The organism is Acidobacteriaceae bacterium (genome assembly GCA_028283655.1).
GTDB lineage: Bacteria > Acidobacteriota > Terriglobia > Terriglobales > Acidobacteriaceae > Granulicella.
Genome location: JAPWKE010000003.1, coordinates 999,299 through 1,020,931 on the forward strand (window position 1 = coordinate 999,299; position 21,633 = coordinate 1,020,931).

A 21,633-nucleotide genomic window follows, 5' to 3' on the forward strand; every position below is an offset into this window, starting at 1 on the left:
CGAGGCTCACGAGACTCAGGGGGCTGGAGTAGGGATAGGAACACCGCCCGCAGCCGGAACCGCCACCGCAGGCTTGCTGGCGCTTGCGGTGGTCGATGCCTTGCCTGAGCCTGCGGCCGACGGCTTGCTTGAATGGCTGCTGGAGCTCTTGTGCGTCGGCGCCGGACTGGTCATCGGCACGTTGGCCGAGTCGATCGGCGTCGGGTTGTCGCGCAGCTTGAAGAAGAGCGTGCTTCCGCTCACAGGATGCGGCACCTGCAGCGTCAGACCCGTGTAGCCATCCGGTACAGGCGTCGGGTTCGCAAACGCCGGATCGTTGGAGATAGCCTGCACCAGGAAGAACGAGTTCCCGGTAAGCGTGCAGGGCTGGCTCATCTCCGCCGGGCACTGCAGCCCCGTGAACGTCGGCAGGCGAACCAGCGTTACCAGCGGAATCCAGTCGCTGGCCGTCGAGCCGTCCTCGTTCGCATCCGTTCCCTTGGCCGGGAAGAGAGCGCGCACGTGGAGAGCTCCGAAAGCCGACGGGCCGAACGATCGCGACGGGTCGAGTGTGGCGACAATCGTGTGTGGATCCTGTAGCAGAAGTCCGCCGGAGGGGGCCAGCGAGAGCGTTGCATGCAACGTTCCGTCAATCGTTTCAATTTCGACGAAACCGCTCCGCGGGAAGTTGGTTTTGCTCTTCAACGTGAAGGTCAGGCGCGAAGTCAGCGGAAGGTCATCGGCGCTGGTCAGCGTGATAATCGGATCGCTGGCCGGGTCAGGGGACTTCGATAGCAGCATGACCGAAGGCCGCGCAACTGTAACATTTACCGGCTGGTTAAAGCTGCGGCCATCGCTCAGCGAGATCTGCGCGGAGAGGTGATCGTCGACCTTCGTCGGCGGAACGGACGCGTTCTCGGGCAGGGAAAGGTGCAGCACGCCACCCTGCGGTTGGCCCTGTGGTTTGAAGACCAGGTCGCCAACATTGATGTGTGAAATCGTTTCAAGACCGGTTCCACGGACAGCAATATTCCGGTCCCCGGCATGAAGCTCGATCTCGGTAACCTTGGCGGGAGCCAGATAGGTTCGAGCAGAAAGCGTGTCCGCCTTCGGCTGGCCAAACTGTTGAATCTCAACGTTTAAGTCGCCCGGAGTGCTGGCATCGTTCAGCGGCAGAGTCACGGCCAGGGGTGCTGGCGTGCCTGTTGGAACATCCGGTTGCGGATCAGGCTTGAACTCCAGATGCAGCGGCGAGTTCATTCCCGCAGGTTGCGCCGTAATGTGATGAACGCAAGCCGTTCCCGAAGAAATCAGCAGCATTTTCGCGGTTGTTCCCGTGATCAGGTTGGAGCTGGCAACGATATGCCACTCACCGCCCGGAAGCTGCTGCAGCGGTACGGTGGGACCATCAAACGGATCAAATCCCCAAAAACCCTTAATTGTTCCCGTCAAATACACCGGTGCCGGTTGCGGCTTGGCAGGAGGCTCTGGCTGCGCAGGCTTGCTTCCCGGGGCGCCTGGCGTGCCCAGCGAGGGCTGCACCAGGCTCTTAGGCATCGGCAACTCGTGGCGCTGGAACGGATGCTCACCCGTCTGCAGGACCAGGCCGCCTTGGTACGGATCAGCGGTGAGCGGGATGTCTGCTTCCTTCGGCGCGCCGGGAGGCGTATTCAGATGCAGCACGATGTTGTGTGCGAGGTTCGTGGAGAAGACGAGCGGAGCGCCTTCAATGGGCACAGCCACGTTGGGCTGCAGCAGGCACGTTACGTGGTCGGCCTCAGCCAAACGTAGCGGCGGCGTCACGGACTTCGTCACCGCAGGAAGACCGATCACCAGTACCGATTTCGGATTGTGGAACGACGGCGGCGTATTGAGTCGCAGATTCAGTGCCGATCCCTGGGGGAAGGCGATCGCTGGAATGTACTGGTACTGCGCACTGTGCAGGTTGCTCATCAGGCGCACAAGGTCCACGATGGCACCGACATAGGCGGAGTAAAGACCCGCTCCTGCAGCCTGCGTATAGCTTGCCTGATTGATAAAGTCCGAGCTTGCGCCGTTCGAGAGTTGCTGCGCGATGGTCTGTCCATGACCGTCGTCGAGCAGCGTCTGTGTGCCGGTTTGCGTCAGGCAGGTGAACTGCGTGTCGATGGGACGCTTGAAGCAGTCTTCATTCGGCTTGAGGTTCAGGGTTCGCGCCAGCAGGTCGGAGTGCTTCTGCAGGTCTTTCGCGTCTGAAGGGGGAACTCGGCGAATGCTGGCTAGGTACTTCTCGATGCGTGCCTGTTCAAAGCCTGCCTCGACGAGATCCTGCTGCGCACGGACGAAGACGCCGGGCCGGCCGCGGACGGCGGACTTTAAGGTGGAGAAGTCGCCACCGGTCTCAGGGGCCATCAGGAGTACGACCTGCTGGGCTTCGTCGGGCACGGTGATGAACGCGCCTTCCTGCTGCACCTTCTTGTTCCACGTCTCGATGCGGTTGAACCAGCTCTCGGGAGGGGGGTTGGTGGTGCCGCGCAGGAAGACGCAGATCAGCAGGTAATGAACGGACTGAGAGGTGGGCAGGTCTGGATGGATCCAGAGCTTATCGCCCGGCTGCAGGTTTGGAACCTGCGCAATGTCAAGAGTTTGCGATCCGCGTGTGACGCGGACATCAATACGGGGGCCGACGAGGTCGAAACGACCATCGGCGGCTGCTGACGCCGTGGGGAACAGAGCGGCAACGGCGAGGACGGCGGGCAAAACGGATTTGCGAAAAGGCAGAAGTGCCATGCTGCGAGTTTAGATGCGGAACGGCCTGCAAGGTTAGTTGTCTTCTCGTGGTAGTCTCGGCGAAGTTATGGCACACACAGAGCAACAGGTCAGCGCCGAAGGCAGCCCGTATCGACGGCACCTGCCTGGTTTAGACGGTTTGCGCGGGCTGTCTGTGCTGGGTGTGCTGGTGGCGCATCTGCTTGTTATGCCAGCAGTAACGCGGGCCGGAGGCGTGGCGCAGGCGTTCGTTCGCTTCTGCGGTATGGGGGTCGTGGTCTTCTTTGTTCTCTCAGGATTTCTGATCACAGGCATCCTGTATGAGTCGCTGGAAGAGGAAGGCTTTTTCCGCAAGTTTTATGTGCGCCGCATTCTGCGCATCGCGCCGATTTATTACCTTGTGATTCTCGTGCTGGTGGGCACGGTGCTGTTTGCAGGCAAGCAGTATGGACATCAACCACTTTCTCTGGCGTTGTATCTGCAAAATACGTCGGTCGTGGCTCCACCGATATGGGAGTACAACGGCGTTTCGAAGCTGCCGATGCTGCACTTCTGGACTCTGGCGGTGGAGGAGCAGTTTTACCTGCTGTGGCCTGTGTTGCTGTTTCTGCTGCGTGACCGGCGAGCTATTGCGTGGGCTGCGGTCGGCGGATCGCTGCTCAGTATTGTGTTGCGTTACTGGATGGTGATGGGGCGCGGAGCCAGCGATGAGGCGGTGCACTGCATGACGATGTGCCGGTTAGACACGCTGCTGCTGGGTGCGTTGCTGGCGATGCTGGTGCGTACGCGCTGGCATGATCACACGTTGCGTTCCGCGTGCTGGCTGCTGCCCGGAGGGTTGGGGCTGACGTGGGGCTGCTACGGCGTTTCGCGCTGGCACGTCGCGCCGATGTGGCTGCAGGGCGCTGTGTTTTCGCTGTCCTACACGGGCTATGCCATTGCGTCGGCAGGCCTTTTACTCTTTGCCCTGCGGCGTGGTGGTGGGGTGAGCGAGCGCTTCTTCGAGATGAAGTGGCTTCGCTGGCTGGGACGCTACAGCTACGGCATCTACGTGCTGCATTACATCTTCCACGGGCTTTGGTCGGAGGCCTGGCGCGCATGGCTAGCTGGGCATGGGTTGCGAGGAACGCCGGGAGCTTGTCTTGAGGCTGTGGCGATGGCCGCGTTTTCGATTGCAGTGGCGGTCGCTTCGTATGAGCTGTACGAAAAGCGCTTCCTGAAGCTGAAGCGCTTTGTACAGTACACCGGAGTTGTGGCGAAGAGCGTTTAGCCGCGAGCGCGGGCGCTGGGTTGATCGCTGGCGACGGCACCGTCGCGGATCGAAATGACGCGGTGGGCAAACTCGGCGATGTCGGGCTCATGCGTGACGAGCACGATGGTGTTGCCCTTGGCGTGCAGATCGTCGAAGAGCGCCATGATCTCGACCGAGGTCTTGGAGTCCAGGTTGCCCGTGGGTTCGTCGGCGAGGATGATCGACGGACGGTTGACGAGCGCGCGGGCGATGGCGACGCGCTGGCGCTGCCCGCCGGAAAGTTCGTTCGGCTTGTGGTCCATACGGGTGCCGAGGCCGACCTGTGTGAGGACCTCCTTTGCGCGTTCGATGCGTTCGCGGGCGGGGGTGCCGTTGTAGATCAGCGGTAGCTCGACGTTGTGCAGGGAGCTGGCGCGGGCCAGAAGGTTGAAGGTCTGGAAGACGAAGCCGATCTCCTTGTTGCGGATGCGGGCGAGTTCGTCGTCGTTCAACTCAGAGACGTCATGGCCGTTGAGCCAGTACTTTCCGTAGCTCGGGGAATCGAGGCAGCCGATGAGGTTCATCAAGGTCGACTTGCCAGAGCCTGAGGGGCCCATGATGGCGACGTACTCGTTGCGACGGATGCGGACGTCGACGCCGCGCAGCGCGTTCACCTGCTGGTCGCCCATGACATAGGTCTTCCAGATGTTGTCGGTGACGATGACCTCGCCGGGTTTTGGCCCGTCGGGGTTGGCGCCGGTTCGATCGGCGGGGTTCAGCGTGGTTTGGGCAGCTGCTTCTAGCGTCATCTTGAGTCTTATTCTCCGCTGTCTGGTGGATGCCGTCGAGAGGGCGGACGATGCGCCTTTAGTTGGCGGTGTCGTCCGCCTTGGCCAGTGAGTTGTCGCGTTTGACGATGGTTCCGCTCTTGAGCGTGCGTAGCGTCTTGTAGCGGCCGGTTACGATCTCGTCGCCAGCCTTCAGGCCGGAGAGGACTTCGATGTCCGTTGTGCCGGTGACGCCGGTGCTGACAGGAACGAAGTGGGCGCGTAGCTTCTTGCGGTCGTCTACGAGCAGGTAAACACCTTGCACGAGCGTGGGCTTGGCGGTTGTGGTTTCGGCCCCGGCGGTGGCCTTGCCGTGGCTCTTCCAAAGGAGCTCCTCGGCCTTGGCGTCGCGCTGGACGAGTGCCTGAATGGGGATGACGAGGGTGTCCGGCTTGTTGGCTGTGGTGATCTTGGCGGTGGTGGAGAGGCCGGGACGAAGCTCAGAGAGGGCAGGAGTGGGGTCGAGCGTGACGACGACCTTGAAATCTTTGGCCTCTTCGGTGCCGGTGGTGGACTGCGACGTTGCCAGACCGGTGGTGCGGAGCAGAGCCTGATCGCCGACCTCGGTAACGTGGCCCTTGAAGACGCGGCCGGGGAGGGCATCGACGGAGACGTCGGCGGGTTGGCCGAGCTGTACGTTGACGATGTCGGTCTCGTCGACCTTGACCTCGGCGGTGATGACGCTCATGTCCGCGAGCGTCATGAGCGTGGAGCCTTCGGCGTTCTGGATGCCGACGACGACGGTTTCGCCTTCGCGGACGGGGACGTTCGTAACGAGGGCGTCAAAGGGAGCGCGCGACTGCGTGAGGCCGAGGGAGTAGTCGTTGCCGCGCAGCGTGGCGACAGACTGCGTAACCGTAGAACGCGCCGAGGCGGTCTGGGCCACGGCCTGGGCCTCTGCAGCCTGACGCTGCTGCAGGGTGGCTGCCGAGACGCCGTAGAGGGCTTCCTTGGAGTCGTAATCCTGCTTGGAAATCAGCTTGGCGTTGTAGAGGAGCTTGGCGCGGTCGTAATCGAGCTTTTTCTGCTGGAGGTCGGCTTTGGCCTCTGCCGTATTGGCTGAAGCGGTCCTTTCCGCCGCGATGTAGCTCTCGACATTGGTCTTGTTGGAGGCGATGAGAGCCTTCTGCGAAGCGACGGCGGAGGCGGGCTGGTCGCTTTCGACCGTCGCGACGAGTTGGCCGGCTTTGACGTGATCGCCTTCTTTTACATAGAGATGCGTGATGCGGCCAAAGGCCGTTGCGCCGACGTTGACGTAGGTCTTGGGCTTGATTTGTCCTGTGCCGGAGATGGCTGCGACGAGGTCCTGGCGCGTGGCCTTGCCCGTGGCGACGGCGGTTACGTTGGCCGCGTTGTACTTAATCGTGCCGAAGATGATGGCGACGAGGACAAGCAGTCCGGCAATAAGGGCAATGATCTTTTTGGGGCTCATAAGCTCTTTCAACGATCGGCAGACGACGCCGGTAGATAGATTTCTCTGTGGTCGTACGCAGTGTGCGGAGAGAAAGTTCCGCGATGGGAACAAGATGCAGCGTTGCTAACGAATGCGGAGAATTGGCGTCTCCGATAATAGCAGTGGTGCAGGCTGGTCAGAGGCCTGTCGGTTCGCGACAAAACGTTTTGATGAGCCGGAGATGCTTGCTTGTCGCGAATGGTTGCAACCGAGTAAACTTGAAGCGTTTCCCGGGTAGTCCGTGGACCAGGAGTACGGCCCTTCGATGCATCGTTCCGCACGATTTTTGTTTTCCGGTGTCAGCGCAGTTTTGCTTGGCGGGTTTCTACTCGCGGCAGGCGCGCAGGAACCCGCCTCCGACCAGACTCCCACCAAGACTCCGCAGCGTGATAACGGCGGTGTTGTAAAGGTTCAACCGACAGAAGAGCACCCCGATCCGCTGAAGCGTCGCTTGAGCGACCACCAGGAGTATGAGCGCCGTAAGGCGACCAAGGTCGAACTCAAGGGTGAGTACAAGAAGTGGCTCGATGAGGATGTTCGCTGGATCATTACGGACGAGGAAACAAAGGCGTTCAAGTCACTGGCAAACGATGAAGAACGCGATGCGTTCATCGAAGAGTTCTGGCAGCGCCGCAACCCGAACCCCGAGTCTGTAGACAATATCTATCGTGACGAGCACTACGCTCGTATCGCCTATGCCAACGAGCACTTCGCCGCTGGTAAGCCGGGTTGGATGACTGACCGCGGACACATCTACATTGCGTTCGGCAAGCCGGATTCGATTGACTCGCACCCGTCGGGTGGTAATTATCAGCGCCCGATTGAAGAAGGCGGCGGCTCGACCTCGACGTTCCCGTTCGAGACGTGGCACTACCGCTACCTTGCGGGCGTGGGCGACAACATCGACATCGAATTCGTGGATACCTGCATGTGCGGCGACTACCACGCAACGATCGATCGTTCAGAGAAGGACGCGCTGCTGCATACGCCGGGCGCTGGCCTGACGATGTTCGAAGAGATGGGACAGGCGAAGAAGGCTGACCGTTTCTCGGGCGGTGGTCTGGAGAGCCTGGGCGCCGGCCCGATGTCGCAGTCGCAGCAGTCCAAGCAGTTTGATCGCCTGGAGACGTTTGCCAAGCTGATGGCTCCGCCGGAAGTGAAGTTTGCTGACCTCGACAAGTTTCTTTCGTCGAGCAAGATCCTGACCGGACCGCCGTTCCTCTTCGACGTTCGCACGGATTATGTGAAGCTGACGAATGAGACCGTGATGGTGCCGCTGACGTTGCAGATTCGCAATGGAGACATCACCTACCAGACAAAGGACGGTATTTCGACCGGCGTCGTCAACATTCTGGGACGTGTTTCGAACATCAACCACCGCGTGGTGCAGACGTTTGAAGACACCGTGAAGGTGGAAGTGCCGAGCGAACTGCTGGGCCGCACCAAGAACAACCAGTCGGTGTACTGGAAGGCCCTTCCGCTCTCGCCGGGTAAGTACAAGGTGGAGATCGCGATCAAGGATGTGAACAATCCTGATCATCTGGGAACGTGGCGCCGTTCGGTGGATGTTCCTCGCTATGAGGAAGATCGCTTGTCTTCGAGCTCGCTGATTCTGGCTGACCAGATGGAGCGTGTGCCGTCCAAGGATGTCGGAACGGGCAACTTCGTTATCGGCAACACGAAGATTCGTCCTCGTGTTCCGGCGGCGATTGCAGCCCCGGTCACGTTCAAGCGCTCGCAGAACCTGAACTTCTGGATGCAGGTGTACAACCTGGGCATCGGGGAGAACAAGCGCAACGATGCGACGATCGAGTACCAGATTATGGACCTGGCAACGAACAAGCAGGTTCTGAACAGTGAGGAGTCGGCGGCGAAGCTGAATCCGAACGCAGACCAGTTGACGCTGGAAAAGACGATGCCGCTGGCGAGCCTGCAACCGGGCCGCTACCAGGTGACGATCAAGGTCAACGATGGAGTTTCGAAGCAGCAGATTGCCGAGAGCGCTCCATTTAATGTTCAGGACTGATTGGAACAAAAGTTGTAGAATTTCGGATAACAGGCGGGCCGGATTGTAAGGGCCCTGCCGGATCCATGGGTGGCTGGTGATGCCAGCCATTCGCTGTACCTTTCAGAGAGCCGTTGGCGCTTTACGCTTAGAGTTGAAGAGGCGCGGTGAAGCGAGTACGACCAAGTCTGATCGTAGTATTCGTCCTTCTAATGTGGGCGACGCAGAGCTATGCTCTGCCGACGTCGGCTGCCGTCTCCGGTGTAGTGCGTGACATTCACGGAACCCCTCAGATGGGAGCGCTGGTGGAGCTGCTCCGCGTCGATGCGAGTTCTGTTGCAACGGCTTTTACCGACGACCACGGGCGTTATCTGCTGCCCAGCGTTCATCCCGGAAAGTATCAACTACGAGCGACGGCGGCGTTCTTTGTGCCGGTGGTTCGTTCAAACCTCAGCCTTCATGCGGGGGCGCAGGCGATCGTCAATCTGACGATGAGCACGCTGTTTGAGGCGGGGAACTGGCTTCCGGCGCAGCGTCGTGGGCCGGAAGAGCTGAATGACGACTGGAAGTGGACGTTGCGGTCCTCGGCAAATCGTCCGCTGTTGCGTTTGGTCGATCCGGAAACGGGCGAGGCGATTTCGACCTCTGCAGGAGAGTCTCCCAAGGCGGATACGCAGGGGCGAGTCACTGTGGTGAACGGCGATGGCGCGTTTGGTTATGGTGGTCAGCACCAGGTGCTGATGATGGACCGGGTTGTAGAAGATGGCTCCGGTACGATCTTTCGCGCGGACCTTGGCGATCCCCAGATACCTTTGACGGTGGCTCCCAGTGTGGATGTTCTGGCCGGCTTCCAGCGGCAGATGTTCAATGGACGGACGCGGCTGGTCACGAGTTTTGCATCGCATCCTGAGTTGGTCGCGAATGGTGTTCCGGGCTTCCAGACGATGCGAATGGCGAGCGCGGAGGAGCTGACGCTGGGCGATGCTGTGATGATCGACGCAGGCACGTTGATCGAGGCGGAAAAGCTGGCGGCGACAAGAATTACGACCGAGCCGTTTGTGCGGGTTGCGTTCCATGTGTCGGACAGCACGGCGATAGAGTACCGCTATGCGACAGGGCGGCAGTTGCAGAGTTCCGCTGATCTCGATCGGCTGAAGCCTCAGGCGACGGTGCTGACGGATGTCAATGGCCGACCGTTGTCGAACAAGGGAAGCCACCACGAGTTTTCCGTGAACCAGAGGCTGGGCGACGAAGATGTGGTGACGATTGCGGTCTATCGCGACTCGTTCACCACGGGCGCGCTGATGGGTTCGGGTAACGTAGACGCGGAGATGATGGGCGTTCTGCCGGTGGTGGCGGACCCGACGACCCAGACCTTCCGTCTGGCCACGTCGGGCTACACGGGACGTGGAGCCAGCGTGACGTTGACGCATAAGCTATCTCCTTCGATGAAGGCGTTTGTGGAGTATGAGGTGGGAACGGCGTTGCGCGCGACGTCGCTGGGCAGCCAGACGCAGGGGCTGACGACGCGAGGACATACGTCTTCGGCAGCGGCGGCTGGTTTGCGGGGCAAGATTGCGCGTACCGGCACAACGGTGAACGCAGAGTATCGCTGGCAGCCGGTGAGCACGCTGACGCAGGTGGATGCCTACAACGCCGGGCTGACGGAAGCGTACCTGGGTTTCTCGGTGCGGCAGCGCATCTGGGGCGGACGCTTCCTGCCGCACGGTATGGACGCGGTGCTGGAGGCGACAAATCTTCTGGAGCAGGGCTATCAGCCGGTGATCGCTCCAGACGGCCATACGCTCTTTCTGGCGCAGGTTCCGCGGGCGATTCAGGGTGGAGTCGCTTTCAACTTCTAGCTTTCGGGATGAAAGAGAAGCTGAGGAAATCTTTCGGGATTTAGTGCTATACTAATCTTCGTGCGGTGAGGTTCTCCCACACAGTCCAAGCGGACTTCAAGGTTGAAGTTTGCGTCCTTATCAGCCAGATAAGGGGCAAGGAAATGGACGCGTAGCTCAACTGGCAGAGCATTCGACTCTTAATCGACAGGTTGTAGGTTCGATTCCTACCGCGTCCACCAAACGATTGAAACGGCTCGCTTCGGCGAGCCGTTTGCTTTTGCTCTCTGAGTTAACCGGTGGCAGAGCAATCCGTGAAGGTTAAGACGCAAACAGAACGGCCCAGCGAATTCGCTGGGCCGTTCTGTTTGCGTGCGAATCAGGTTTAGCCGACGAAGTCGACGTTCGCCTTCATCGGGATGATGCCACGGTCGTAGCCCATGTCGAGGAGCTTGTGGATGGCTTTGCGGCCGTCCTCGCCGTAGTTGATCGTGCGGTCGTTGACGTACATGCCGACGAAGCGGTTTGCCAGCGTCGTGTCAAGGTCGCGGGCGAACTGCATGGCGTACTCGAGGGCCGCTTCGCGGTTGTCGAGAGCGTGTTGGATGGAGTCGCGCACGGCGATGGTCGTGGTGAGCTTGACGTCGTCCGGGAGGGAGCGGCGAATGACGTTGCCACCGAGCGGAAGGACGAGGCCGGTCTGTTCGCGCCACCACACGCCGAGGTCGACGATCTTCTTCAGGCCATCGCGGGCGTAGGTGAGCTGGCCTTCGTGGATGATGAGGCCTGCGTCATACTTGCCGGCGAGGACGGCAGGGATGATCTGGTCAAAGGGAACGGTCTCGGTTTCGATCTCCGGTCCGAAGATCTTGAGCGCGAGGTATGCGGTGGTGAGGGTTCCCGGGACAGCGATCTTCAGCTTCTTGACTTCATCCTGGGTGTAAGCCTTCGGGGCCACGATCATGGGGCCGTAGTTATCGCCGACGGAGCCGCCGCAGGCCATCAGGGTGTAGTTGTCCTGAAGGTAGGGGTAGGCGTGAAAGCTGATGGCGGTGACGTCGTAGAACTGCTCGTCGAGTGCCTTGCGGTTCAGCGTTTCGATGTCGGTGAGGGTGTGGTTGAAGCGATAGCCGGGGACGCGAACCTTGTTGGTCGCGAGTCCGTAAAACATGAATGCGTCGTCCGAGTCCGGGCTATGGGCGATGGAGATGTCACGAATATCAGATGCTGCTTGAGTCATTGGGGCCTTCTATTGCTGAGTTGCTTAGGCGCGCGAGGCGCGGTTGGTGAGGGTGGAGTAGATGCCGGCAGCGGCCAGCACTTTGACAACTTCGCCGGGGAGGAAGGGCGCGATAGAGCCAATCCAGACGGCATGAGCGGAGATCGAGGGCACGAGGTGTGCGAACCAGAATGCTCCGGCGGTGAAAAGAACGGCGATCGCTACGGTGCAGGCGATGGCGGCAGCGGCGAAGCGCGGGAGGCGGGTGGAAAGGGCCTTGGCGGCTCCGCCTGCGATGGCGGCAACAAGCGGGTAGCTGAGGAGGTAGCCGCCGGTGGGTCCGAGGAGCTGCAGGAGTCCTCCCGGGCCGGTGGGGCTGAAGACCGGGAGACCGGCTGCGCCTTCAAGCAGGTAGGCGACCATGGCGGCGAAGCCTGCCACAGGGCCGAGAGCCAGGCCAACACCGAGAACGGCGAGCGGCGTCATGATGAGCGGCACGGGGGTGAAGGGCAGGGGCACAGAGACATGTGCTGCGAAGGCTACGACGAGCGTGGCGGCGATGCCCAGGGTAATACGGCCGGGCAGGCTCTGTGAGAAGGCACGGAGGGATGCGGTGCTGGTAATGGGGGCGGTCGATGCGTTGGTGTGCATGGTTTCGGCTCCTGAAGAGAGGTTCAGCGGCGGCTGGCGTCGCGAAAACGTTTGGGTTCCGGATCGGAAAGGTCACCCCCGTTGGCTTCATCGAAGCGATTCCAGTCGGCATTTGCGGCGGACGGACGATGAAGTTCGGGGAAGCGTGAAGGTTCGGGGCGGAAAGGGTCCTGGGAGGCGGTCTCCTGAAGAGGAGCGGACGCTACAGGGATTTGTGTCGAAGACGCGATACGAACGCGCTGCGAGGAGAGCGGAAAACGGATTTCAGGCTCAGCGGGAGCAGGTTCAACATATGCTTGCGGCGCGGGAGCAGGTGGCGGCGGTACGACGGCAGGCGTCTGGCTACGGCCGGAGAGTGTGGGCGCGAGGGCCTCGTAGCCAGGGCGTGCGTTCTGTGGAGCGGGAGCTTCGTGTGGCTGCCGTGCAGGAGGCGCTGCGGCGTGGCGTTGTGAGGAGAGCGGAGAGCGATCGCGTGCGGCCGCGGCATCTGCGAGGCGCTTTCGGCGACGCGTGCGGCGAATATGCTGTGCGGTCGAGATCGACGCCCACAGCACGGCCACGAATGCGACCACCGTAATGGCAAACAAGTAGGGCATACGCCTGCAGAACAGGATACCAGCAGGGGGTGTGATTCCCGCTAAAGCCAGAGAGTTCGGGTGGACGAAAGAAATATGTGACGAGCTTGATTCCTGCTTTCTTTGTGATATCGATTCCGCGCATCACAGGTGGAATACTGAATTTGTCGTCGGGCGCACGGAGAGAGCCGTCAAAGAGTTGAAAAAGCTGAGCACAAGTGTGCGAGAGGGGTTACGACTGCCGGCATTAGCCGACGTAGCTCGCGATCGCGTCTACACCTGGCGTCGCAAGGCAGCAACTTTTGGCGTAGGCGTTCTGGCTGTTGCGATGGCCTATGGCGTGATCTTTGGCCACAATGGCCTGACGGTGTTTGCTCACAAGCGTGCGGAAGCTCGCTATCTCCAAGGCCAGACAGACCATCTGCAGGAAGAGAATGAACGGCTGCGGGAGCATGTTGATCGCTTGCAGAGCGACCCCGGAGCCATTGAGCATCAGGCACGCGAAGAACTGCACTACACTCGCGCGGGCGAGGTGATTTATACGTTGCCGCCGAAGGCTGCGGATACCGCACCAGTCGCTCCTCCTCCTCCGTAATCGACATCCTGAATGTGAGAATTTCGCTGGCAGCGACGGGTAAGGCTTGCCAGCGCGGCCGCGTTGCGTAGGATTGGTGGTTGGGGGTCGCAGTGCAGAACGTGTGGTTAGAGGGCGGAATCGCGATAGTTGCCGTGCAGTTGCTGGCAGGCGTGGCGGTGCTTTCCGCTGGACGGCAGGAGGCACGGCTGCGTCGTTGGCTTCCTTATGTGGTGAGTGCAGCGGTAGGCGTTTTGCTCGCGACAGGGTTGGCGCATCTGCTGCCGGAAGCTCTGGAGCAGCTTGGACATCGGCGAGCGGTGTGGGTGGTGCTGCTGGCGACGATGGCTGTGTTGTTTGGCTTTGAGCGTGTGGTCCATCTGATCAGCGGTGTGAGCCCGGAGCCTTCGCCGGACCTGGGCGAGCAGCATTGCGATGAGATTCACCACCATGCTCATGGAGCTTCGCGGCCGGCAACGCTGCTGCTTGGCGCGTTCACGCACAGTCTGGTGGATGGAGCGAGCATTGCGGCTGCATTTGCCGTCGACCGTCGGCTGGGTTGGGTGACGGCGATCGCTGTTGGCTTGCATGAGATTCCGCACCGACTGGGAGATTTTGCCTTGCTGCTGCACATGGATGTGGAGCGGAAGAAGGCTGGCTGGCTGGCGGTGATGGCAGGTGGTTCGGGGTTGCTGGGATGGCTTCTGGTGGCAGGGGTTGGTGCTGCTGCTCCTGGAACCGTGGCCTGGCTGCTGCCAGTGAGCGCGGGAAGCTTCCTGTATATCTCGCTGGTCGATCTGCTTCCGGAGTTACTTGGCGAGCGCAGGCTGAGCGCGGCGTTGTGGCAGGTCTTTTGGATCGTCATAGGGGCTGCTCTCGGGATAGGATTGACGCGACTACCAGGAGCGTAAAAACGGCGTATGCGTATCGGTGTTGATCTGGGCGGGACAAAGATTGAAGCTCTGGCGATGGATGATGCCGGGCTGGAGTTGCAGCGGATTCGGGTGGGGACACCGAAGGGCGATTACCAGGGGACGGTGGATGCGATAGCCGGTCTGGTGCGCCAGATCGAAGCCGCACAGGGCGTACAGGCAACGGTGGGCGTGGGGATTCCGGGGACCGTGGTGCGGTCAACGGGCCTGGTGAAGAATGCCAACTCGACGTGGCTCATCGGTAAGCCACTGGAGAAGGACCTGAGCGAGGCTTTGGGCCGCGAGGTGCGTTGCGCCAATGATGCGAACTGCTTTGCCATCAGTGAGGCTACGGACGGGGCTGCGGCCGGATATGACGTTGTATTTGGCGTGATCATCGGCACAGGATGCGGCGGCGGTGTGGCGATCAACGGAGAAATTGCGGCAGGGCCGAACGGGCTGCGTGGGGAGTGGGGACATGCTCCGCTGCCGTGGCAGACGGCCGAGGAGTTTCCGGGGCCGGATTGCTACTGCGGCCGAAAGGGCTGCACGGAGAAGTGGATCTCGGGAACGGGATTTGAAGAAGACTTCAAGCGTGTAACCGGCAAGGACTGGCGCGGCTCTGAGATTGTTACCGCAGCGCAGGCAGGCGATGCGGAGTCGGTGGCTGCGCTGGATCGGCTGGAAGACAGGTTGGCGCGCTCGCTGGCGATGCTGGTGAATATTCTCGACCCGGACGCCATTGTGCTGGGCGGTGGCTTGTCGAAGCTGGATTTTCTGTACACAGGGAACCTGCAGCAGCGGGTTGGAGAGTATACGTTTGGCAAGGGATGTGAGGCTCCGATTTTGCGGAACCTCCATGGGGATTCGAGTGGCGTGCGCGGCGCGGCCTGGTTATGGCCGATGGTGAAGTGACCGAAGTGCTGTGTGGCGCATCTGACACGGTGAGCAAGGAGAAAGAATGGCGACGGCAAAGAAGCCCGCAAAGGCTGCAGTAGCGAAAGAGGCTCTATCGACGGGAAAGCCGTCGCCTGAGCTGAAGTCCCGGATGGGGATTGAGCTGAGGAAGCAGCTGCTGGCGCTGTTAGACGGCGGGCAGGCCCATGCGACGTTTGACGATGCGGTAAAAGGCTTTCCGCCAAAGCTTCAGGGCGAAGTGCCGGACGGGTTGCCGTACTCGGGCTGGCAGTTGCTGGAGCATCTGAGGATTGCGCAGCGCGACATTCTGGACTTCAGCCGCAACCAGGATGGCAGCTACAAGCCGATGAAGTGGCCGGATGATTATTGGCCGAAGGATCGGGAGCCCGCTTCTGCAGCCGCATGGAACAAGACGGTTGTGCAGATTCGCGAAGACCGAAAAGCGTTCGAACAGTTGTTGCGTGAAGCCAGCGATGAAGAGTTGATCGCAGCGTTTCCCTGGGGCGATGGGCAGAACCTGTTGCGAGAAGCGTTTCTGATTGCTGACCACAACGCCTATCATGTGGGCGAGTTGGTGATGCTGCGTCGATTGATGGGGGCCTGGAAGGGCTAACGTGTCTGGTGAAGCAAATGCCCCGGCGGATGAGAGTCTGCCGGGGCATTCTTCGTTTACGGGAAGTTATTTACAGCCCGAGAATGAGCGGCCAATCGGTGGCAGAGTCGACGGTGAGGTCGGGTTCCGCAGCGGCAAGCGCGTGGGGTGCGAGTCCGTAGCTACAGCCAAGGCTGCGAGCGCCGATGTTTCTGGCGGTGAGGACATCGACGTCCGAGTCGCCGACCATGACGAGGTCTGTGGCGGGGATGGGCTGACCGGTGAGTTGCGAGGCTTCGTTCAGGATGGCGAGCAGGCCGGTGGGGTCGGGCTTCTTGGTGGGGAAGCTGTCGCCACCGTAGTTCTGAAAGAAGAACGGAGAAAGACCGAGCGCATCGCAGATGGCGCGTGAGGGGCCTACGGGCTTGTTGGTGAGCACGGCCATCAGGATTTCGGGGTGGTTGGAGCGGATCGCCTGCAGGGAGTCCAGAACGCCGGGGTAGACGTAGGTGTTGTCGAGCTTGTGCTGGCGGTAGTAGCGGAGAAAGAAGCTGAAGGCGTCGCGGAAGTACTTGTCGGCTGCGGGGTCGGAGGAGTCGGCGTCGCCGGGATCTCCGAGGGCTCGGCGGACGAGCATGGCTGCGCCGTCGCCGATGTAGCTGGCGATGGTGGCGTTGGGCAGCGCGGGCTTGCCGACGGACGCGAGCGTGGCATTGATGGAGTTGCAGAGGTCGAGCGAAGAGTCGATGAGCGTGCCGTCGAGGTCGAAAACGAGAAGGCGAAGGTGTGCAGCCATCTCTCCAGCTTAGCTGGTTTGAGACGGCTTAGCGGGAAGCTGCAACCGGGACGGCAGGGCAGGGCCTGGTGGTCCATTCGGCGCGGGAGATCAGCCAGCCACCTTCGGGGTTTCTCGTGTAGGTGAAGTGGAAGAGGCCGCACTCACGGCTGATGGAGGCTTTGTTCTTTGCCTGAATGGCGTCGAGGTAGGTGCCGAACTCTTGGAGCGCCGAGGGGGTGTAGGGTTCGCCGTTGAGACGCTGGTTGGTAAGAGTGAGTTGAACGTGCAGGCTCTTGTGCGCGAAGAGATCTGCGAGCATGGAGCGGATGGCGGGGCCTCCGCTGAAGCTGTGGGCGTTCGAGTCGACCCATGTGGCATCGGTGGTGAAGAGACTCATGACGTCGTCAAGCTGTTGGTGTTCGAGATCGGCCACCAACTGTACGCGGAGTTGCGGGGGCACCAGCACGTTCGATTGTTCCTGTGCTGTAAGCGGCGTGGCTGGGAGAGTGGTCAAGAGAGCGGTAAAGAGAAAAGCAGTGAGGCGCATACGTGAACAGTATGCGCCTCGCTGTGTGGCTACTGGTGGCGTTAGCGTGTGATTTCTACGTCGCCGGAGCCGGTGCGGATGGCAAGAGGCGCTCCGCCGCCGTTGACCGGCGCGGTGACGTGGTGGCGGTTTTCGTTATCGTGGCCTTCAAAGCCCGGGAAGTGAACGCGGATGGTTCCTGAACCGGTGGCGGCTTCGAGGTTGAAGTGGGAGGAGTCGCCCGTATGCAGGCGGACAGACCCTGAACCGGTGCTGGCTTCGGACGGGCCATCGAGGTGCCCGCTAGCTTCAATGTCTCCTGAGCCAGTGCGTGCGTTGAGGCTGCCATTCAGACCGGTGATGCGAATGGAACCTGAGCCGGAGCGGGCCTTGATGGGGGCGGCGACTGTTTCGTTGATCTCAATATCGCCTGAGCCTGACTGGAGTTCGGCGGGGCCGTGAATCTCGCGGGCGCGGATGGAGCCGGAACCTGCGCTGGCGGCGACGAAGCGGCCAACGCTGTTGATCTCGATATCTCCTGAGCCGGTATGGAGGTTGAGCGCGGTGTCGTGCGGTACGCGGATTTCGTAGTCGATGGTGATGTTGTTGAGCAGGCTGCGCTCGGTGACTTCGCCGATACGGATGCTGTTGCCGGACTGCTTGATCGGCGGGTTGGCTACGATGCGGTGGACGCGGGCTTCGATGTCGCTGAAGCTCTTCCAACCTGCGTGGACGTGGCCGACGACCTCGACGGAGCTGTCGTTGCTCTGCATGATGCGGAGGGATCCGGCGCCGTTGGATAGGTAGACGTCGGGCTGTGCCGAGGTGTCGAGTGTGCGACGGAAGGTGTCGTCGGCGTGCGCGGCGGCGACGGTGCTGAAGGCGGCGAGAGCAAGGGCGACGAGGCGTAGCTTCATGAGGAGGTCCTTCCGGGGAGCGCGGCCGGGCCGCGGTTCTGGTCGATGAGATGCCGCACGAAAAGCAAAAGCCTCCGGCGTTCTGGAGGCTTATACGTTGGCGGGGTGCCGGTGGTTCCGTAAAGGGTCAGGCGTATTTGCGCAGAACGCCGAGAACCTTGCCCTGAATGCTGACGCTGGCGGCTGGAGCGTAAATTGGCGCCATCTCTGTGTTGGAAGGCTGCAGGCGGATGAGGTTTCCTTCGCGGTAGTAGCGCTTGAGCGTTGCGTCGGTGTTGTCGACGAGTGCCACGACGATCTCGCCTTCGCGAGCGGTCCGGGTGCGTTCGACGAGGACAAAGTCGCCGGAAACGATATGCTCGTCGCGCATGGAGTCGCCGCGAACTTCGAGGGCAAAAACTTCGCGGTTGCCGATGATGTCGCCAAGAGAGATGGACTCTGCGTTCTCGATGGCCTCTACAGGCTGACCAGCGGCGATGCGCCCGAGCAGCGGCAGACGCTCGAAATTACCCTTCTTTGCGGTTCGCTGCGGAATGACGTCTATGGAGCGCGAGCGATTATGCGCGCGCTGCAAAAGGCCCTTATTCTGCAGGTTTGTGACGTGTTTGTGGACCGTCGCGAGGCTGTTAAGTCCAAGCCCTGCAGCGATTTCCTCGTAGGATGGCGAGTATCCGTGGTTTGTCGTAAATCCCGAGAGGAAGTCAAGAACCTCTTTTTGCCTGCGCGTAATGGCCATGTCACAGAATTGTAGAGAATAAAAGGCGAAGTGCAAGCGAAATTTTAGCGGAACCAGATTGGTCAAGAGGGCGACGCCAGTTTGGGATTCGTTTCAAGACACTTCCCTAAATGGTTTTACAAAGCATTTTTTTCTAATCCAGGGCTAGTCCTGACTCGTGTTGGCGGGAGATGGTGGAGTTCAACCTCCTGAATGTTCCTTCGCTGATTCTCCCCTGGGTGGGTGGGTCGCTATGCGAAGGGAATTCAGATGTCGAGCAATATCTGGAGAGGCGAACTGGATGCGAGTACTGGTAGTGGAAGATGATCGTGCGTTGGGACAGTTTTTACAAAAGGGCCTGCAGATGGAAGGGCATGTGGTGGAGTGGTGCGGTGATGGAGAGAGCGCACTACAGCATGCTGAGGCTTCGCCCGCGGATTTGATGGTGTTGGATCTGAGTCTGCCGCGACGTGATGGGACGGAAGTGCTGGCAGAGGTGGCCGAGCGTTGGCCAGAGACTTCGGTGCTGGTGCTGACTGGTCGCAGCCAGCTGGACGAACGTGTGCGTTGCCTGAATAGCGGCGCAGATGACTGTTTGTTGAAGCCGTTCAGCTTTCATGAACTGACGGCGCGCTGCCGGGCGATTCTGCGCCGTCGTGTGCAGAATGCGGATGCTGTGCTGCGGCATGGTTCGGTGGAGATGAACCGTGTGGATCGCACGGTGAAGCGGGACGGCAAGTATGTGGAGTTGACGGCCAAGGAGTTCGCGCTGCTGGAGTTTTTGCTGCTGCGGCGTGGACAGTCCTGCAGCCGGGGTGAGCTGCTGCGTGAAGTCTGGCAGATGGCGGAAGATTCCTCGACGAATGTCGTGGATGTTTATGTGAACTATCTTCGGCGGAAGCTGGCGATGGTGCATCCGGATAGGCAGTCAAGCGTGACGGTGATTGAGACGGTACGTGGAGTTGGTTACAAGCTTGCGGAGCCTTTGAAGAAGGACTCTGCTCGCGCGGTTTCGATGGAGCAAGGTTTGGCGAGAGGAGCATAGGTCCATGGCTGCTGAAGCAACGTTGCGAGATGGCAAGGGTAGTCCCGAGATCGGGGTTCAGGAGTTGTTGCAGCAGATGGAACGCGAGTTGCACGACCTTTGCCAGCCGGTAACGTCGCTGCAGTGCCGTTTGGAGTTGGGAAAGATGATGGGCGGCGAAGCGGCGCTGGCCGAGGCTGCGGAGGGTGCTCTGGAAGATGTGGCCCGGATCTTTACGGCTGTTTCCCGGATGCGAGCGCAGTTGATGCTGGTGATGAAGCCAGAGTAAGTGGAGCAGAAACGATGGCGATGAGCGATAGTTCGGCGGGGAAGATCGTGGTGCTGGCAAGCGCCGATGCGGCGCTGCGTCAACGACTTCGGCAGAGCCTGGTGGGAATGCGCTGGACAGTGCGAGAGGCTGTTGGCGGTGCGGATGCGATTGCTCAGATGGAAGATACGCATGCCGAAGCTCTGGTAATGGACCACTGGCTGCCGGACCTGGAGGCTGCGGAGTTTGCCGGGCAGGTGAGGCTGATGTACCCCGGCGTGGATGTGCTGCGCGTGGATGGCGATCCCGTGGAGGGTTCGCAGCGATCGCCGCGGAGGCATGAGTTATTGCATGCGTTGCGCGAGGCGCTGGAAGATTTGCCTGTGTCGTTGCCGGCGCAAGCGTTGCCAGAAAAGAGCGACGGAGCTGCCTGGGCTTCGGCCCCTTTGGTGGCGCCGGGGAAGATTGCCGCCGCGCCGGGAGCTGGGTTCTTCGAGTCTTTGATGGCAGAGCCGGTCACTCCGGAGCCTACGCTGGAGGAGTTGGCGGTTAGGGCAGGAGCAAGCCTTGTGGATGAGGCCTCGGGTGCTGCTGCGGCGAGGGTGGTCGAGCCTGTCGTGACGTTTCCGGTGGATATTCCCGGAATGGTGGGTGCAAGTGCCGGGATGCATACGCTTGCGCGATTGATTCGCCTGGTCGCTCCGACGTCTGCCACGGTGTTGATCGAGGGCGAGACCGGAACCGGTAAGGAAGTGGTTGCGCAGGCCCTTCACGCGTTGAGCCTGAGGGCGAACAAGCCGTTTGCCGTGCTGAACTGCGCGGCGATCCCAGAGTCGTTGCTGGAAGCGGAGTTGTTTGGACATACGCGTGGCGCTTTTACGGGAGCGGTAACCTCTCGAACCGGGCGTATTGAGGCTGCGCATGGCGGCACGCTGTTCCTGGATGAGATTGGAGAGATGCCGCTGGCGCTGCAGGCCAAGATGCTGCGATTTCTGGAGTGTGGTGAGTTGCAGCGGGTGGGGGACAACGAAGTGGTGCGGGTGGACGTACGCGTGATCGCTGCGACGCACCAGGACATTGAACGCCGAGCGGAGCAGGGAACGTTTCGGCTCGATCTGTATCACCGGCTTGCGGTGTTTCCGCTAGAGGTTCCTGCGCTGCGGACGCGGAAAGAAGATATTCCCGCGCTTAGCGAGTTCTTCTTGACGAAGCTGGGGGAAGGCGCGCCGAGGAAGAGGTTGTCGCCGGAAGCCCTGGTGCTGCTGCAAGAGTATGAGTGGCCCGGAAATGTTCGTGAGTTGGGGCATGTGCTGCATCGGGCGACGATTATGGCGGCTGGCCGTATGGAGTTGCTGGCCGAAGATATTCGCTTGAGGCGTGCCGGACGGTAAAAGCATTCTAAGAATTTAAGGTTTGCGGAGATGTTCCGCTAAGAAGGCGCTCAGAGGAGCGCCTTCTTCTTTGGCCGAAGACATGCATGAAGTGTGTAGCGAAAGGGGACGTTGCCAAGCCATGCAAATTGGATCGCATTTGAGTGAAGCGTTGGGGCGCTTCCTTGACCTGACGAACGACCAGATGAAGCTGACTGCTTCCAACCTGGCGAATGTCGATACGCCCGGTTATAAGACGCAGGGGATGAACTTTGCCCAGGCATTTCAGGATGCTATGCACGGCATTGACTCTGGCGCTGCGGCGAACGCTGGTGAGCATGTCTTCAACGTTGACGGGTTGGTGTCGAGGCCGGATGGCAACAATGTGTCGATGGATCGGGAGAGTCTTGATCTGGCGAAGGAGCAGTTGCAGTTTCGTACAGGCGTGGAGTTGCTGAAGCGTGAGTACTCGCGAACCATGTCGGCAATTCATGCGGATTCGAAGTAAGGG

21 protein-coding genes and 1 tRNA gene are annotated in these 21,633 nt (G+C 60.6%); 12 read left to right on the forward strand and 10 right to left on the reverse strand.

Translation table 11 applies throughout. The features are described 5' to 3' along the window. Positions 1-15: 15 nt before the first annotated feature. A complete protein-coding gene (locus PW792_06975) occupies positions 16-2,748 on the reverse strand; it encodes a hypothetical protein (GenBank protein ID MDE1161675.1) in 2,733 nt (910 codons plus the stop codon). A 67-nt stretch (positions 2,749-2,815) separates the two neighbouring features. Here PW792_06975 and PW792_06980 point away from each other — a divergent pair, with 67 nt between their 5' ends. Beyond that, entirely contained in the window at positions 2,816-3,997 is a 1,182-nt protein-coding gene (locus PW792_06980) for an acyltransferase (protein MDE1161676.1), read from the forward strand. Here the strand turns inward: PW792_06980 and PW792_06985 are convergent. After that, the gene (locus PW792_06985; protein MDE1161677.1) at positions 3,994-4,647 is read right to left on the reverse strand and encodes an ABC transporter ATP-binding protein; all 654 of its coding nucleotides are present in this window, start codon (positions 4,645-4,647) and stop codon (positions 3,994-3,996) included. The two genes, PW792_06980 and PW792_06985, sit on opposite strands and share 4 nt — an antisense overlap. Positions 4,648-4,825: 178 nt before the next feature. Further along, positions 4,826-6,217, reverse strand: coding sequence for an efflux RND transporter periplasmic adaptor subunit (locus PW792_06990; GenBank protein ID MDE1161678.1), 1,392 nt, complete (start codon positions 6,215-6,217; stop codon positions 4,826-4,828). A gap of 286 nt (positions 6,218-6,503) precedes the next feature. Between PW792_06990 and PW792_06995 the strand changes: the two genes are divergently transcribed. The 3 genes from PW792_06995 (at position 6,504) to PW792_07005 (ending at position 10,326) form a co-directional block, all read left to right on the forward strand. Continuing rightward, positions 6,504-8,264: a GWxTD domain-containing protein gene (locus PW792_06995; GenBank protein MDE1161679.1), complete on the forward strand. Its 1,761-nt coding sequence runs from the start codon at positions 6,504-6,506 to the stop codon at positions 8,262-8,264. A gap of 191 nt (positions 8,265-8,455) precedes the next feature. Continuing rightward, the gene (locus PW792_07000) at positions 8,456-10,105 is read left to right on the forward strand and encodes a carboxypeptidase-like regulatory domain-containing protein (GenBank protein MDE1161680.1); all 1,650 of its coding nucleotides are present in this window, start codon (positions 8,456-8,458) and stop codon (positions 10,103-10,105) included. Between the two features lie 145 nt (positions 10,106-10,250). Next, positions 10,251-10,326, forward strand: a tRNA-Lys gene (locus PW792_07005). Between the two features lie 143 nt (positions 10,327-10,469). Here PW792_07005 and PW792_07010 read toward each other — a convergent pair. From PW792_07010 to PW792_07020, 3 genes are read right to left on the reverse strand one after another with little or no spacing between them, the layout of a single operon-like run. Beyond that, the gene (locus tag PW792_07010; GenBank protein ID MDE1161681.1) at positions 10,470-11,324 is read right to left on the reverse strand and encodes an ABC transporter substrate-binding protein; all 855 of its coding nucleotides are present in this window, start codon (positions 11,322-11,324) and stop codon (positions 10,470-10,472) included. Positions 11,325-11,348: 24 nt separating this feature from the next. Beyond that, positions 11,349-11,954: a biotin transporter BioY gene (locus tag PW792_07015; protein ID MDE1161682.1), complete on the reverse strand. Its 606-nt coding sequence runs from the start codon at positions 11,952-11,954 to the stop codon at positions 11,349-11,351. 23 nt (positions 11,955-11,977) lie between these two features. Further along, on the reverse strand, positions 11,978-12,550 hold the full coding sequence (locus PW792_07020; GenBank protein MDE1161683.1) for a hypothetical protein: 573 nt from the start codon (positions 12,548-12,550) through the stop codon (positions 11,978-11,980). Positions 12,551-12,728: 178 nt separating this feature from the next. Between PW792_07020 and PW792_07025 the strand changes: the two genes are divergently transcribed. From PW792_07025 to PW792_07040, 4 genes are all read left to right on the forward strand, one after another. After that, a complete protein-coding gene (locus tag PW792_07025; GenBank protein MDE1161684.1) occupies positions 12,729-13,124 on the forward strand; it encodes a septum formation initiator family protein in 396 nt (131 codons plus the stop codon). A gap of 80 nt (positions 13,125-13,204) precedes the next feature. Continuing rightward, the gene (locus PW792_07030; GenBank protein MDE1161685.1) at positions 13,205-14,014 is read left to right on the forward strand and encodes a ZIP family metal transporter; all 810 of its coding nucleotides are present in this window, start codon (positions 13,205-13,207) and stop codon (positions 14,012-14,014) included. Between the two features lie 9 nt (positions 14,015-14,023). After that, positions 14,024-14,929, forward strand: coding sequence for an ROK family protein (locus tag PW792_07035; protein ID MDE1161686.1), 906 nt, complete (start codon positions 14,024-14,026; stop codon positions 14,927-14,929). 46 nt (positions 14,930-14,975) lie between these two features. Beyond that, a complete protein-coding gene (locus PW792_07040; GenBank protein ID MDE1161687.1) occupies positions 14,976-15,545 on the forward strand; it encodes a DinB family protein in 570 nt (189 codons plus the stop codon). A gap of 70 nt (positions 15,546-15,615) precedes the next feature. Here the strand turns inward: PW792_07040 and PW792_07045 are convergent, their stop codons facing one another. From PW792_07045 to lexA, 4 genes are all read right to left on the reverse strand, one after another. Beyond that, entirely contained in the window at positions 15,616-16,320 is a 705-nt protein-coding gene (locus PW792_07045) for an HAD hydrolase-like protein (protein ID MDE1161688.1), read from the reverse strand. Positions 16,321-16,348: 28 nt separating this feature from the next. Then, positions 16,349-16,849, reverse strand: a complete 501-nt coding sequence (locus PW792_07050; GenBank protein MDE1161689.1) for a nuclear transport factor 2 family protein — start codon at positions 16,847-16,849, stop codon at positions 16,349-16,351. 41 nt (positions 16,850-16,890) lie between these two features. Next, entirely contained in the window at positions 16,891-17,745 is an 855-nt protein-coding gene (locus tag PW792_07055) for a DUF4097 family beta strand repeat-containing protein (GenBank protein ID MDE1161690.1), read from the reverse strand. 127 nt (positions 17,746-17,872) lie between these two features. After that, positions 17,873-18,481 (reverse strand): transcriptional repressor LexA, encoded by a 609-nt coding sequence (gene lexA, locus PW792_07060; protein MDE1161691.1) that lies wholly within the window; start codon positions 18,479-18,481, stop codon positions 17,873-17,875. Between the two features lie 280 nt (positions 18,482-18,761). Between lexA and PW792_07065 the strand changes: the two genes are divergently transcribed. From PW792_07065 to flgB, 4 genes are all read left to right on the forward strand, one after another. Beyond that, complete coding sequence (locus PW792_07065) at positions 18,762-19,505, forward strand: response regulator transcription factor (GenBank protein ID MDE1161692.1); 744 nt, start codon at positions 18,762-18,764, stop codon at positions 19,503-19,505. Positions 19,506-19,509: 4 nt separating this feature from the next. Then, positions 19,510-19,773 carry a hypothetical protein gene (locus PW792_07070; GenBank protein ID MDE1161693.1) on the forward strand — a complete coding sequence of 88 codons (264 nt, stop codon included), beginning with the start codon at positions 19,510-19,512 and terminating at the stop codon, positions 19,771-19,773. A 14-nt stretch (positions 19,774-19,787) separates the two neighbouring features. After that, on the forward strand, positions 19,788-21,143 hold the full coding sequence (locus PW792_07075) for a sigma-54 dependent transcriptional regulator (protein MDE1161694.1): 1,356 nt from the start codon (positions 19,788-19,790) through the stop codon (positions 21,141-21,143). A 139-nt stretch (positions 21,144-21,282) separates the two neighbouring features. Beyond that, positions 21,283-21,630 carry a flagellar basal body rod protein FlgB gene (gene flgB / locus PW792_07080; protein ID MDE1161695.1) on the forward strand — a complete coding sequence of 116 codons (348 nt, stop codon included), beginning with the start codon at positions 21,283-21,285 and terminating at the stop codon, positions 21,628-21,630. The last annotated feature ends 3 nt before the right edge of the window (positions 21,631-21,633 follow it).